At 71.2% G+C, this 13574-nt stretch carries 10 protein-coding genes; 5 read left to right on the top strand and 5 right to left on the bottom strand.

All coding sequences use genetic code 11. The features are described from left to right. Positions 1 to 57: 57 nt before the first annotated feature. Positions 58 to 468, top strand: coding sequence for a hypothetical protein (locus AB0E78_RS16960; protein ID WP_361832916.1), 411 nt, complete (start codon positions 58 to 60; stop codon positions 466 to 468). Positions 469 to 543: 75 nt separating this feature from the next. On the opposite strand, the gene AB0E78_RS16955 is transcribed toward AB0E78_RS16960, so the two are convergent. Both AB0E78_RS16955 and AB0E78_RS16950 read right to left on the bottom strand, forming a co-directional pair. Next, the gene (locus AB0E78_RS16955) at positions 544 to 2307 is read right to left on the bottom strand and encodes an Ig-like domain repeat protein (protein ID WP_361832914.1); all 1764 of its coding nucleotides are present in this window, start codon (positions 2305 to 2307) and stop codon (positions 544 to 546) included. A gap of 155 nt (positions 2308 to 2462) precedes the next feature. After that, positions 2463 to 4307 (bottom strand): phosphoenolpyruvate carboxykinase (GTP), encoded by a 1845-nt coding sequence (locus tag AB0E78_RS16950; RefSeq protein ID WP_361832912.1) that lies wholly within the window; start codon positions 4305 to 4307, stop codon positions 2463 to 2465. A 309-nt stretch (positions 4308 to 4616) separates the two neighbouring features. Between AB0E78_RS16950 and AB0E78_RS16945 the strand changes: the two genes are divergently transcribed. The 3 genes from AB0E78_RS16945 to AB0E78_RS16935 all read left to right on the top strand — a co-directional run bounded on the left by AB0E78_RS16945 (position 4617) and on the right by AB0E78_RS16935 (position 6950). Further along, positions 4617 to 5345 carry a hemolysin III family protein gene (locus tag AB0E78_RS16945; RefSeq protein ID WP_361832910.1) on the top strand — a complete coding sequence of 243 codons (729 nt, stop codon included), beginning with the start codon at positions 4617 to 4619 and terminating at the stop codon, positions 5343 to 5345. Between the two features lie 172 nt (positions 5346 to 5517). Beyond that, positions 5518 to 6144, top strand: a complete 627-nt coding sequence (locus AB0E78_RS16940) for a TetR family transcriptional regulator (RefSeq protein ID WP_361832908.1) — start codon at positions 5518 to 5520, stop codon at positions 6142 to 6144. 41 nt (positions 6145 to 6185) lie between these two features. Further along, positions 6186 to 6950, top strand: a complete 765-nt coding sequence (locus AB0E78_RS16935) for a Mut7-C RNAse domain-containing protein (RefSeq protein ID WP_361832906.1) — start codon at positions 6186 to 6188, stop codon at positions 6948 to 6950. Positions 6951 to 7070: 120 nt separating this feature from the next. Here AB0E78_RS16935 and AB0E78_RS16930 read toward each other — a convergent pair whose 3' ends face one another. After that, positions 7071 to 9083, bottom strand: coding sequence for a thioredoxin domain-containing protein (locus AB0E78_RS16930; protein ID WP_361832904.1), 2013 nt, complete (start codon positions 9081 to 9083; stop codon positions 7071 to 7073). A 134-nt stretch (positions 9084 to 9217) separates the two neighbouring features. On the opposite strand from AB0E78_RS16930, the gene AB0E78_RS16925 reads away from it, so the two are divergent. Continuing rightward, positions 9218 to 12412 carry a tetratricopeptide repeat protein gene (locus tag AB0E78_RS16925; RefSeq protein WP_361832902.1) on the top strand — a complete coding sequence of 1065 codons (3195 nt, stop codon included), beginning with the start codon at positions 9218 to 9220 and terminating at the stop codon, positions 12410 to 12412. On the opposite strand, the gene AB0E78_RS16920 is transcribed toward AB0E78_RS16925, so the two are convergent. Both AB0E78_RS16920 and mca read right to left on the bottom strand, forming a co-directional pair. After that, positions 12409 to 12648: a hypothetical protein gene (locus AB0E78_RS16920; protein ID WP_361832900.1), complete on the bottom strand. Its 240-nt coding sequence runs from the start codon at positions 12646 to 12648 to the stop codon at positions 12409 to 12411. The genes AB0E78_RS16925 and AB0E78_RS16920 overlap by 4 nt on opposite strands. Further along, positions 12641 to 13522 (bottom strand): mycothiol conjugate amidase Mca, encoded by an 882-nt coding sequence (gene mca / locus AB0E78_RS16915; RefSeq protein WP_361832898.1) that lies wholly within the window; start codon positions 13520 to 13522, stop codon positions 12641 to 12643. The genes AB0E78_RS16920 and mca overlap by 8 nt, the downstream gene beginning before the upstream one ends. Positions 13523 to 13574: the final 52 nt, after the last annotated feature.

Genomic DNA, 13574 nt, shown 5'->3' with positions numbered 1-13574 from the left:
TCAACTTTAGACGAGATCTAAGCTAGGATGGATCCAACACCGCTTGGAGGCCACCGCATGTATGAGCCGATCCGCACCAAGTCGGTCCACTCGCTGGCCGACGACGCGACGTACCCGCACCGCTCCCGCGAGGAGGAGCTGGACATCCAGCTCGCCGCGCACCTGGCGGCGCTGCTCGCCGTCACGGACGAGCTGCGCGCCCTGGCGCCCGCCGCCGACCTGGACGACGCCGCAGAGCAGCTGTCGTCCGAGGTGGCCCGGCTGCGTGGAGGGCTCCCGCCCGTCCGCTCGGCCGTGGTGACCGCCATCCACGAACCGCACCTCACCGCCCTGCACCAGCGCGCCCACGCCCTCGCGGGCCGCGCCCTGGTGGTGGCCGCGTCCCGTGCCGACACCGCGGCGGCGATCCTCGCCGCCCGTCGCATGGACGCGCACGCCGGCGCCGCCCACCTCGTCGGCGCCCACTGACGGCCTCGGTCCGCGGCCGGGAAGGCCGCGGACCGGGCGCCACCGACCGAGGCGACAGCTGGGGGTACCCGCCGCCTAGCCGGTGATCTTCACAGTGGCTTGCGCGGACGATCCGCTGTGCAGGTCGTCACCCTCGTAGCTCACCGCGTACACGGTCCTGCCCTTCTTGCTCGGCAGGTCCCTGATCCGGAACGTGCCGTCAGCGGCCACCGACGCCGAGGTCAGCTCACCCGTCGTGCCGAACCTGTCGGTCCGCGTCACCTTGAGGGCGATCCCGGACGGCAGCGCGCGCCCCTGCCCCGTCAGCTTCCCGGTGATCTCGACGCCGCCCGCGCGGGTCGCCTCCGCGGGCGCCGTCACCTCGAGCGCCGTCGCCGCCTTCGCCACGTCGACCGTGAGCGTGACGTCCTCGGCGGGACGGTGCGTGACATCGCCGAGGAACCGCAGCGTGTACGTGGCCTCGCCGAGCCGGTCCGGCACGTCCAGGACGGTGAAGCTGCCGTCGGCCGCGACCTTGGCCGCCGCCACCTCCGTCGTGCCGTCGGCGTCCTTGCGGACCGCCTCGACCTTCACGGGCTCCGCGGGCGCGGGACCGTCGAGCTCCAACTTGCCGCGGATGCCGAGGGGTTCACCGACCACGGGCTTCGAGGGCGTGGTGGTCAGGGTGCCCGCGAAGCGCGAGTCGTACTGGGCGGCCGGCGGCTTGATGACGTGCAGCCAGTGGCTGTAGCTGTCCGTGGTCACCGCGAAGAGCCGCGAGCCGTCCTTCGCCCAGCCAAGGCCCTGCGGCACGACCCGCGAGCCGTCGAGCTCCCCCTCGAAGGCGAACTCCATCGGCGTGGTGCCGTCCGCCGGGTCCGCGGGCTGGATCAGCAGGTCGGACACGCTGCCGGAGGCGTCCGCACCGCGCGCCACGTACTTCCCGTCGCCGCTGAACGCCACCGCCGAGGCCTTCGCGCCCGTCGGCAGCGACTGGTAGCCGGCCGGCGCGTCCGCCAGGTCGGAGGCGTCGAGCAGCCGGGTGCCGTACGCCGCGTCGGCGACGGCGATCCGCTTGCCGTCGGCGCTCTGGGCGATGTCCTTCAGGTCGAGCGCGCCCTTGCCCTCGGCGTCCGCGAAGCGCCGCTGCGGGCCGCGCACCAGGTTGGCGCCGCTCGCGTCGAACGTGGCGAGGAAGGCGTTGGCCGAGTTGTTCGTGCCCGCCTGCCCCACCACGAGGCGGTCCGGGGCGCCGGGCCCGGACTCCAGCTTCAGCCGCCCCCGGCTGTCCCAGCCCGCGTTGAACGAGGAGGTGCCGCTGACCCCGTACAGCAGGGCTTGGTTGTCGGGCCTGTCGCAGTACGAACTGCCGCTGTACGGCGTCTCCGTGAACCACGTCTTGCCGCCCGCGACAGCCACTTCCCGGCCGCAGGTGACGTCGTACGGCGTGCTCGCGGCACCGGTCCTGGTCTGCGTCGCCGTATCGAACGCGAGGATGCGGTTGGACTGCGACACCTGCAAGGTCGCGCCGTCCGCGCTGAGCGCCATGCCGGACGCCGGCTCGTCGGTGGCGAGCGAACCGATGCGCTGGCCCTGGAAGTTGTAGACCAGGACGGCGCTCGGACCATTGCCGCTCTTGTTGCCGTCGGTGACGTAGACCCGCTCGTGCGCGTCGTCGACCACCATCGCCCCGAACGAGTGGATCGGCAGCTTCGCCGCCTCGTCCGAGGGGGTGGCGGCGTACGCGGCGGGCGTACCGACGGCGACCAGACCGGCCGACCCCAGGGCCACCGCGAGCGCGGCGCCCGTCACTCGTCTGAACCGCTGAGACTTCTTCAACTGTGCCCCCCACAGGCTCATTTGACGGCCCGTGATGATCAGCGGGCCCCCGTGGGGGCCATTGAAACATGTGAGAGGAGTGTGAAGGCAAGGTGTTTGAGATGCGAGCGTGTCGCACGGCCGGGCCCCCGCACGCCGTTGTGCGGGGGCCCGGCCGAAAAACGGAACGGCTGAGGTCAGCCGAGACGCTGCACCAGGGCGCGGTACTCGTCCCACAGCTCCTTGGGCGTGTGGTCGCCGAAGGTGTTCAGGTGCTCGGGGACCAGCGAGGCCTCGTCGCGCCAGACCTCCTTGTCGACCGTGAGCAGGAACTCCAGGTCGTCCTTGGCCAGGTCAAGGCCCTCGGTGTCCAGGGAGTCGACCGTCGGCAGGATGCCGATGGGGGTCTCGACGCCCTCGGCCTTTCCGTCGAGGCGGTCCACGATCCACTTCAGGACGCGGCTGTTCTCGCCGAAGCCGGGCCACACGAACTTGCCCTCCGCGTTCTTGCGGAACCAGTTCACGTAGTAGATCTTCGGGAGCTTGGACTGGTCGGGCTTGTCCGCGCCGACCTTGACCCAGTGGGCCATGTAGTCGCCCATGTTGTAGCCGCAGAACGGGAGCATCGCGAACGGGTCGCGGCGCAGCTCGCCGACCTTGCCCTCGGCCGCGGCGGTCTTCTCGCTCGCCACGTTCGCGCCGAGGAAGACACCGTGCTGCCAGTTGAAGGACTCCGTCACCAGCGGCACCGCGCTGGCGCGACGGCCGCCGAAGAGGATCGCCGAGATCGGCACGCCCTTGGGGTCCTCCCACTCGGGCGCGATGATCGGGCACTGCGAGGCGGGCGTGGTGAAGCGGGCGTTCGGGTGCGCGGCCGGGACGCCCGACTCCGGGGTCCAGTCGTTGCCCTTCCAGTCGGTGAGGTGGGCGGGAGTCTCCTCCGTCATGCCCTCCCACCAGACGTCGTTGTCGTCGGTGAGCGCGACGTTCGTGAAGACCGAGTTGCCCCACAGGGTCTTCATGGCGTTGGCGTTGGTGTGCTCGCCGGTGCCGGGGGCGACGCCGAAGAAACCGGCCTCGGGGTTGATCGCGTAGAGCCGGCCGTCCTCGCCGAAGCGCATCCAGGCGATGTCGTCGCCGATGGTCTCGACCGTCCAGCCGCGGACCGTCGGCTCCAGCATGGCGAGGTTGGTCTTGCCACAGGCGCTCGGGAACGCGGCCGCGACGTACTTGCTCTCGCCCTGCGGGGGCGTGAGCTTGAGGATGAGCATGTGCTCGGCCAGCCAGCCCTCGTCGCGCGCCATGACGGAGGCGATGCGCAGGGCGTAGCACTTCTTGCCCAGCAGGGCGTTGCCGCCGTAGCCCGAGCCGAACGACCAGATCTCGCGGTCCTCGGGGAAGTGCGAGATGTACTTCGTGGAGTTGCAGGGCCACGGCACGTCGGCCTCGCCCGCCTCCAGCGGGGCGCCGAGCGTGTGGACGGCCTTCACGAAGAAGCCGTCCTCGCCGAGCTCGTCCAGGACCGCCTGGCCCATGCGGGTCATGGTGCGCATGGAGACGGCGACGTACGCGGAGTCGGTGATCTCCACACCGATGGCGGACAGCGGTGAGCCGACCGGGCCCATGCAGAAGGGCACGACGTACATCGTGCGACCGCGCATCGAGCCGCGGAAGACGCCCTTCTCGCCCTGGAAGATCTCCCGCATCTCGGCGGGGGCCTTCCAGTGGTTGGTCGGGCCCGCGTCCTCTTCCTTCTCGGAGCAGATGAAGGTGCGGTCCTCGACGCGCGCGACGTCGGTCGGGTCGGAGGCCGCGTAGTACGAGTTCGGGCGCTTGATCGGGTCGAGCTTCTTGAACGTGCCCTTGGCGACGAGCTCCTCGCACAGGCGCTCGTACTCGGCTTCGGATCCGTCACACCAGACCACGCTGTCCGGCTGGGTCAGTTCGACGATCTCGCTCACCCAGGAGACGAGGTCCTGGTGGTTGGTGGGGACGGTGCCCAGAGACTCAGAGAGAAGGGGAGCCGCGATGTCGCGCGCCACGATTGCTCCTATACGAGGGGTTTATAGGTTTGTTGCCCCGTGGGGGCTGCGACCCGGACGCTTCACGTGTTGTTCCCTCTGGCGCTCATCCGGTGCCGACCGCACTCATTTGATCATCCGACGGTTCCGCGCATATGTCCAGAGGGCCTCACAGGTGAGCGGCGTGAGTATCGCCACTCGCTCCGGCCGCCCTCCACACGCGAATCCGTCACTTGTACGCTCGGGTATCACCGTGAGCATCGCCACTTGTACGCCACGGTTCCCCCATGACTGATACCTAACTTACGGTTGCGTAGGTACGATGCCGTTATGACCGCTCCCGTCCCTGACGCGATCACGAACAACCAGGCCACCAGCCCCGATTCGTCCACGCGCGACGCCCTGACGCTTCCCGACGTCGCGGAAGTGAAGCCTCTGCTGCGCGGCTGGCTGCACGCGGGCATGTTCCCGGCGGTGCTCATCTCGGGCATCGTGCTCATCGCCCTGACGGACTCCACCCGCGCGCGGATCGCCTGCGGGATCTACGTCCTGACGGCCTGCCTGCTCTTCGGAGTGAGCGCGATCTACCACCGGGGCACATGGAGTGCGCGCGCGGACGGCGTGCTGCGCAGACTCGACCACGCCAACATCTTCCTGATCATCGCGGGCACGTACACCCCGCTGACGATGCTGCTCCTGCCCGACTCCAAGGGGCAGTGGCTGCTCTGGGGCGTCTGGGGCGCGGCCGTGGCCGGCATCCTCTTCCGGGTCTTCTGGGTCGGCGCGCCGCGCTGGCTCTACACCCCGTGCTACATCGCGATGGGCTGGGCCGCGGTCTTCTTCCTGCCCGACTTCATGCGCACCGGCGGCATCGCCGTCCTGGTCCTGGTGATCGTGGGCGGCCTGCTCTACAGCGCGGGCGGCGTGATCTACGGCATCAAGCGCCCCAACCCCTCCCCGCGTTTCTTCGGCTTCCACGAGGTCTTCCACTCCCTGACGCTGGCCGCCTTCGCGGTGCACTACGTGGGCATCTCGCTGGTGGCGTACCAGCACGGATAGACACCGACCCCACCCCCTTCCATGGCCGCGGCTTTCGAGCCGCGGCCATGTGCGTGCGCCGAGGACGGCCTCTGCGGGTTCGCATCTTGACGGTTACTACCTTTTGAGAGTTACCCTCATTTCATGGCCACTGTCACAAGCTCACCTGCCGTGATGCCCGACAATGAGGGCCATGACGGCCGCACGCATCACTCCTTCCGCCCCCCTGGGGCTCCGTGAGCGGAAGAAGCTCAAGACACGCATCGCGATCCGTGAGGCCACGTACCGGCTGATCGAGGAACAGGGGTACGACGCGACGACGGTCGAGCAGATCGCCGAGGCCGCGGAAGTGTCGGCGTCGACCGTCTTCCGTTACTTCCCGACCAAGGAGGACATCCTCCTCACCGACGAGTACGACCCGCTCCTGGAGGAAGAGCTGCGGGCGCGCCCCGCGGGCGAGCCGATCGTGGAGTCCCTGCGGCACGTGCTGCGCCATGCCGTGGGCCTCGGTTTCAGGGAGTCGCCCGAGGAGGTGCGCCTCCGGACGCGCCTGATGGTCGAGGTCCCCGCCGTGCGCTCCCGGATGCTGGAGAGCATGTCGGTCACCGGGCGGATGCTGTGCCGTGTCATCGCGGACCGCGCCGGCCGCGAACCGGGGGACCTGGAGGTCAGGGTCTTCTCGATGAGCCTGATCGGCGCGCTGACCGAGGCGATGGCGTACTGGGCGGAACAAGGCCACGAGGACGACTTGGGCGAACTGGTGAACCGCACCATGGACATGCTGGCCACGGGCTTCGGCTCCGGGCACGGGGCGCCGTAAATCCCCCGGCCTCCGCGCGCCCATCGTGCCATCCTGACCGCATGAACGGTCCGGAGATCCTCATCGACTTCGCCCCCGAGCTGGGGCTTTTCGTCCCGCACGAGCGAAGGGGCGGCCCCACCAAGGCCGTTACGGACGGTGTGTCCACGCTCGGGCACGTCGTCGAATCGCTCGGGGTTCCGCTGACGGAGGTCGGCTCGCTCGTCGTGGACGGCGCCGAGGTCCCGGTCTCGCACGTCCCGGCGGCGGACGAATCCGTGGAGGTCCGCACCGTCCCGCGCCCCCAGCCCGTCCCCGGCGCTCCCCTGCGCTTCCTCCTCGACGTCCATCTCGGCACGCTGGCCCGCCGGTTGCGGCTCCTGGGCGTCGACGCGGCGTACGAGAGCACGGACATCGGCGATCCCGCACTCGCCCGGCGCTCGGCCGCCGAGCGCCGGGTGCTGCTCAGCCGGGACCGGGGTCTGCTGCGGCGACGGGAGCTGTGGGCTGGCGCGTACGTCTACAGCGACGCGCCGGACGAACAACTCCGGGATGTCCTGGGCCGGTTCGCCCCCGAGCTGCGTCCGTGGACCCGCTGCACCGCGTGCAACAGCTCACTGCGGGCGGCGAGCAAGGAGGATGTGGCGGAGCGGCTGGAGGGCGGCACCCGGGGGACGTACGACGTGTTCGCGGAGTGCGGGGACTGCGGGCGGGTGTACTGGCGGGGAGCGCACCATGACCGTCTTGAGGGGATCGTGGCGCGGGCGTTGGAGGAGTTTTCCCCCACCCCGCCCCTTCCCGAAAACCGGTCGGCGCCGGGGCCTTGAGCGCGGTCGTCACCGGCTTCGCCGAGTTCGTCCTCAAACGCCGGGGGCCCAGGGGGCGGAGCCCCATGGTTTCGGGAAGGGGCGGGATCGGGGAGAGCCCCGCAGGGCCCGCCCGAGCCCTCAGCCGGACAGCTTCGCCGCCAGCTCCCCCGGGTCGGTGGTGGGCGCGTCGCAGACGAACCGGCGGCAGACGTAGGCCGCGGGCTGCTCCCTGCCCGCGAGCAGCGGGAACTCGTCGCCGCCCGCGGGACCGACCGCGACCACGGCCCCGGGTGCCGCCCCCAACAGCGCCGTACGGTGCAGGTCGCCCCCCACCTCACCGATCACGGCGACCTCACGCGGACCGTCGAGCGCGGCCTCGGCCACCGCGAGGCCGTTCCCGATGAACCGGGGCGCCCGGGGCGCGAGCCCCTTCACCACCCCCAGCGCCCGCTCCGCCGCGAGGCGATGCGGCTCGGCACCGGTCTGCGCGGCGTACGAGAGCAGCGCGCCCGCGGCCGCCGTCCAGCCGGACGGTACCGCGTTGTCCGTGGGGTCCTGCGGCCGCCGGATCAACTGCTCCGCGTCGGCCGCGGTGTCGTACAGGGACCCGGACTCCGGGTCCACGAACTGGCCGAGCACGTGGTCCAGGAGGAACCCGGCGAACTCCAGCCAGACGCCCTCGCCCGTCACGGACGCCAGCGCGAGGAAGCCCTCGGCGACATCGGCGTAGTCCTCCAACACGCCTGCGTTGGCGCCCACTTGACCGTCCTTGGACGTACGGGAGAGCCGCGCCTTGTCGTCCATGTGCAGCCGCACGAGCAGATCACCGGCGCCGACCGCCGCCGCCACCAGATCCGGCCGGTCGAAGTACGCGCCGACCTCCGCGAGCGCCGCGACGGCGAGCCCGTTCCAGGCGGCGACGACCTTGTCGTCACGGCCGGGCGCGGGCCTCCGCGAGCGCGCGGCGAGCAGCCGCTCCCGGATCGAGGAGAGCCGCTCGGCATCCGCCACCACACCCGGCGCCTCGGGGAGCTGAAGAACCGACGCGCCCTCCTCGAAGGTCCCTTCCTCCGTCACCCCGAAGTACGTGGCGGCCAGCTCGGCGTCCGCGTCACCGAGCGCCTCACGCAGCTGCTCCGGCGTCCAGACGTAGTACGCGCCCTCGACGTGCTTGCCGGTCGCCCCGTCCTCGCTGTCCGCGTCGAGTGCCGAGGCGAAGCCGCCCTCGTTCGTGCGCAGTTCGCGCACCATGAAGTCGGCGGTCTCCAGGGCGACACGCCGCGCGAGGTCCGATCCGGTGGCCCGCCACAGGTGGGCGTAGACCCGGCAGAGCAGCGCGTTGTCGTACAGCATCTTCTCGAAGTGGGGCACGACCCACTCCCGGTCCACGGAGTAGCGGGCGAAGCCGCCGCCCAGCTGGTCGTAGATCCCGCCGCGCGCCATCCGCTCGCACGTGTCGGCGGCCATCTGGAGGGCGCCCTCGGAGCCGGTGCGGGCGTAGTGCCGCAGCAGGAACTCGACGACCATGGACGGCGGGAACTTGGGCGCGCCGCCGAAGCCGCCGCGCGAGGCGTCGTAGTCGCGCGTCAGGCCGAGGAGCGCCTGCGCGAGCTCGTCCTCGCCGGGCATCTCGTCGGCGCCGAAGGAGAGCTGCCGGTCGGCGAGGTCCCGCACGATCTTCCCGGCGACCTCGGCGACCTCGCCGCGCCGGTCCGTCCAGGCGCGCCGGACCCCGTCGGCCACCTGCTGGAAGGAGGGCATGCCGTGCCGCGGCTCGGGCGGGAAGTAGGTGCCGAAGTAGAAGGGCTCGGCGTCGGGCGTCAGGAAGACCGTCATGGGCCAGCCGCCCTGCCCGGTCGCGGCCTGCACGGCCTCCATGTAGACGGCGTCGATGTCGGGCCGCTCCTCGCGGTCGACCTTGATGTTGACGAAGTGCGCGTTCAGGAAGGCGGCCGTGTCCGCGTCCTCGAAGGACTCGTGCGCCATGACGTGACACCAGTGGCAACTGCTGTACCCGACACTGAGCAGCACCGGCACACCCCGCTCCCGCGCCTCGTCAAAGGCCTCCGCCGACCAGGGCCACCAGTCGACGGGGTTGTCGGCGTGCTGAAGAAGATAGGGGGACGTCTCGTGGGCCAGTCGGTTCGGCATGCCTCCCATCCTCGCTCACATGGGCCGCCGATCCGGGGACTGGCCCACGTGATCCGCGGACTCCCTCGCGCCGGAGGCCCGTACGCAGGACACTTGTGACCGCAGGTGACTATTGCTCTCGGAGGGGGACCCATATGCGGGACAGCCATCGGGCCGAAGCCGAGCGGCTGTTGGTGCGGGCGGTGGAGGAAGAGGTGCGGCGCTCCGGTGGCCGTATCGACGGGGGCGTGCTGCTCTCGCGGGCCCGGGCCTCGCTGGATGCCATGGGGCAGACCGCCGCCGAGGAGTACGCCGCCTATACGCAGGCCGTCGAGGAGTCGGAGGCGGGACAGCTCTCCTTCGGGCAGCGCTATGCCAAGGAGGGCGCGGGAACTCCGCTGCTCGTGGCCGCCGTTGCGGCCGTGGGCGCGTGTCTCGCCGACCTCGTGCTCGGGACCGGGGTCTCGACCGCCATGGGTGCGGGCGCGGCCGTCGCCGTCGTCGGCGCCGCCACCACCGTCGTGAAGGTCACCGCGGACCACGTGCCCGCGGCCAGCCGCCGCGCCGGTGCGATCAGCCAGCCGGGCGGGCCCGAGCAGCTGCGGCTGCAGTGGCTGACCGCCCTGGAGGTGCGGGGCATCCGGCCCTTCCTCGACCAGCAGCGGGTGCTGCAGGCCCCCTCCGGCAAGAAGAAGGCCTCACCGCAGCTGCGCGGCACGGACAAGAGCGCGGCGGCGCGCAGGCGCACCGTACTGGAGCAGTCCTTCGCCCAACTCCCCGAGCTGGAAGGGCCGTTCTCGGGGCGCCGCACCGAGCTCGCCCGGGTCGCCCAGTGGGTGCACGCGGCGCGGGCCAGCACCGAGACCCGGCCCACGGTCGTCGTGCTGCACGGCGCGCCCGGCTCCGGGCGCTCCTCGCTCGCCGTCCGTGCCGCGCACGATCTGCGGGACCAGTTCCGGGGCGCCTGCGTCGTCGACCTGCGGGGCGAAAGCTCGCAACCGCTGACCACGCGGGACGCGCTCCTGCATCTGCTGAATCGATTGGGCGCCCCGCGCGAGCAACTGCTCTTCCGTGAGCGTTCCTCGCAGGAACAGCAGGTCAAGCGGCTCAGCGAGCTCTACCACCAGTATCTGACCGGCCTCGCCGTCACCGTCGTACTCGATGACGCCAGCGACCCGGAGCAGGTGCGCACCCTCGTGCCCGAGCGCTCCGACAGCCTCGTCATCGTCACCACCCGCAAGCCCCTGGAACTCCCGGCGGATCTTCCCGCCTGGGTGCATCAGCTGCCGGTGGAGCCGCTGGACGCGGCGGGCGCGGAGCAGCTCCTGCGGGAGGCCGCGGAGGACACCTCCGGGCCCTACGACGCCGAATCCGCCGACGCCGTGCGGGACTTGTGCGGCGGCCTGCCGCTCGCCCTGCGCGTCGCCGGTTCCTCGATCGGCGCGCGCACGACACGTCAGCTCGCCGCCGACCTGGCCGCGTACGGCCCCGTGGAGCCGGTCGAGCGCGTGCTGTGGCTGCGCTACACCGACCAGTCCGAGCCCGCGCGCCGCCTGTTGCGCAGGCTCGCGCTCGCCGGGCGCGCCTCGCTGGGAGCGGCCGCCGCCACTGCCCTGCTCGGCGCCGACGAGAACGAGGCGGCCCGCCAGCTCACCGCGCTCTCCCGTGCCGGCCTCGTCGACCACGTGCGCGGCAGCCGCTACCGCCTGCACGATCTCGTACGGGCCTTCGCGCTGGCCCGTCTCATCGACGAGGAGGAGCCCGCGGAGCGCACCGCCGCGCAGGAGCGCCTGATCGTCAGCTACAGCGAGCTCGCCGGATCGGTGATCCGCCTGGTCGACGGCAAGATGTCAACGCGGGCCGGCCAGTTCGACCGGCACGGCTTCTCCTCGCTCGACGCGGCCCTGCGCTGGCTCGACGACGAGTCGAGCTTCATCACGGCAGCCCTGCGGCACGCGGAGGGCGTCGACCAGGAGGCGGTGCTCAATCTCCTGGGCGCGCTGTGCGACTACTGCCTGCTGCGCGGCGACCTCTACCGCCTGGGCGAGATCAGCGAGCTGACGCAAGCCGTCGACCAGGGGCTTCTCGTACGGAGCGTGCGGTGGCGCACCGGCATCGCGTCCCGGCAGCTCGGCGAGCTCGACCAGGCGCGGACGACCCTGACGTCGGTCGTGGACCTGTACATGGAGGCCCACCAGGACGCGGGCGCCGCCCTCGCCCTCTGCTCCCTGGGGATCACCCTGCACCACCAGGGCAACCTGACGGAGGCGTCGGCGCGCCTGCACGAGGCCCTCGAACTGCAGTCCCCCGACGAGCTCGCCGGTGACCGCGCCTGGACGATGCACGCCCTGGCGGCGGTGGAGCGCGACCGCGCCAACCTCAACGAGGCGCTGCGGCTCCTGGAGGCCTCACTGGCCCTGCACCGCGAGAACGACTCCCTGCACGGCGAGGCCTGGGCGCACTTCCAGCTCGGCCAGCTCTGCCTGCGCATGGGCGACGTACCGCGTGCGGAGGAGCAGCTGCGCGGCGCCCTCGACCTGTACGGGCGCACGCGTGACGGCCGCGGCGAGGCGTGGGCCCTGACGCAGCTGGCGCGGGCCCGCATGGTGGATGGCGACGCGACGGCCGCGGTCGACGGGCTGCGCCAGGCGGTCTCCCGGCACCGCGACAACGAGGACGCGCGCGGCGAGGCGTGGAGCGCCTACTACCTGGGCCAGGCCCTGGAGGAGGCGGGCAGCCTCGACCAGGCGGTGCGCGAGCTGGAGCGCTCCCGCACGATGTTCTCGCGGATGCGGGACGTGTACGGCCTGGCCTGCGCCCGGCACCACTCGGCCCGGGTGACCCGCGACCAGCGCGCCGCCCAGACGGGCTCGCTGCGCAACTCCGGCTTCGCCCGTCAGCTCCTGGTGGACGCCCGCGCCGACTTCCAGCGCATCGGCGTCGCGCACGGCGAGGCCTGGACGTGCCTGGAGCTGGCGGTCGTGGACGCGGGGAACACCCGTGCCCAGCAGGCGCTCGCCCTGTGCGACGAGGCCGCCGCCCTGTTCGCCTCGTACGGAGACCGCCGGGGCGAGGACTGGGCCCGCTTCCTGCGCTGCACCGTGCTGCCGTACGGGGCGCCGGGCGGCTGGGAGATCGGCACCGCCGTCGCCCAGGAGGAGCTCAGCCAGCTCGCCCGCGCCGGTCACCCGACGCGCGACGGCAAGCTGGACGACTACATGGAGGCGTACGGCCTGCTCCTGGAGCGCGGCGCCGAGCTGGAGGCCGGCTGGCAGGCCTGGCGCCTGGGCATGGTGCCGAACCGCCACTCCCGAGAGGTGATGGGAGTGACGGTGGCGACAGCGGGCTAACCCTCGCGGGGCTCGGCCCCGGAGGTCTTCCCGTCACCGGTGGAGACCTCCGCGGGCTCCTTGAAGTCGACCTTCCGCATGTGCTTGCTCATCGACTTCATCAGCCCCCACACGGCGAGAGCCATCACCGCGAAGACGATGAAGCCGAGAACACCCGGGGTCACCTTGTCATCGTCGACCTCTTTGGCGAGAGGGACGAGATGCGTCATTGCCAGATGTGCGTTCACGCTAGGCATTGTCGCGGATGCCCGCAAAGAGGTCGTCCTCGGGGAGGGATGTATCGACGAGCGACTTCGCGAGCTCGTACTCCTCCGTGGGCCAGACCTCCTTCTGGAGCTCCATCGGGACGCGGAACCAGCCGCCCTCGGGGTCGATCTGCGTGGCGTGCGCGATCAGCGCCCGGTCGCGGACCTCGTAGAAGTCGGCGCAGGGAACGTGCGTGGTCAGCGTGCGCTCGACCCGCTCGAATTCGTCCCAGCGCTTCAGCCAGTCCCCGTACGGCGACTCCAGGCCCTTGTCGAGCATCGCCTGGTGCAGCGCCTCGGTGCGCGGCCGGTTGAAGCCCTGGTTGTAGTAGAGCTTCTGCGGCTGGAAGACCGGGCCGTACTCACTCTCGGGGTACTTCTCGGCGTCCGCCGCCCCGTCGAAGGCCACCATCGTGATCTTGTGGGTCATGATGTGGTCGGGGTGCGGATAGCCGCCGTTCTCGTCGTACGTCGTGATGACCTGCGGACGGAAGGAGCGGATCTGCCGGACCAGCTCACCGGCTGCCTTGTCGACGTCCTCCAGGGCGAAGCAGCCCTCGGGCAGCGGCGGCAGCGGGTCGCCCTCGGGCAGACCCGAGTCGACGAAACCGAGCCAGTCCTGCTTGACGCCGAGGATCTCGCGCGCCTCGTCCATCTCCTTGCGGCGCACCTCGTGGATGTTCTCCTGGATGTACTTGTCACCCTGGAGCTTGGGGTTGAGGATGTCGCCGCGCTCCCCGCCCGTGCAGGTCACGACATGCACGTCCACCCCCTCGGACACGTACTTGGCCATGGTGGCCGCGCCCTTCGACGACTCGTCGTCGGGGTGGGCGTGGACGGCCATCAGTCGCAGCTGCTCAGTCAAGACTCGTTCCTCAGTCATCCGGCGCCCTGGTCAATTCGGCGCGATGGGCGGC

The organism is Streptomyces sp. NPDC032198 (genome assembly GCF_040636975.1).
Lineage (GTDB): Bacteria > Actinomycetota > Actinomycetes > Streptomycetales > Streptomycetaceae > Streptomyces.
The sequence above is the reverse complement of the archived record's forward strand: the minus strand, read 5'-3'. Positions and strand labels throughout refer to the sequence as shown.

Excerpts from the sequence above, each read along its gene's own strand:
- AB0E78_RS16955 (WP_361832914.1), bottom strand. The coding sequence starts at position 2,307 with ATGAGCCTGTGGGGGGCACAGTTGAAGAAGTCTCAGCGGTTCAGACGA.
- AB0E78_RS16920 (WP_361832900.1), bottom strand. The coding sequence starts at position 12,648 with ATGCCTAGCGTGAACGCACATCTGGCAATGACGCATCTCGTCCCTCTC.
- AB0E78_RS16940 (WP_361832908.1), top strand. The coding sequence starts at position 5,518 with ATGACGGCCGCACGCATCACTCCTTCCGCCCCCCTGGGGCTCCGTGAG.
- AB0E78_RS16935 (WP_361832906.1), top strand. The coding sequence starts at position 6,186 with ATGAACGGTCCGGAGATCCTCATCGACTTCGCCCCCGAGCTGGGGCTT.
- AB0E78_RS16945 (WP_361832910.1), top strand. The coding sequence starts at position 4,617 with ATGACCGCTCCCGTCCCTGACGCGATCACGAACAACCAGGCCACCAGC.
- AB0E78_RS16925 (WP_361832902.1), top strand. The coding sequence starts at position 9,218 with ATGCGGGACAGCCATCGGGCCGAAGCCGAGCGGCTGTTGGTGCGGGCG.
- AB0E78_RS16930 (WP_361832904.1), bottom strand. The coding sequence starts at position 9,083 with ATGCCGAACCGACTGGCCCACGAGACGTCCCCCTATCTTCTTCAGCAC.
- AB0E78_RS16960 (WP_361832916.1), top strand. The coding sequence starts at position 58 with ATGTATGAGCCGATCCGCACCAAGTCGGTCCACTCGCTGGCCGACGAC.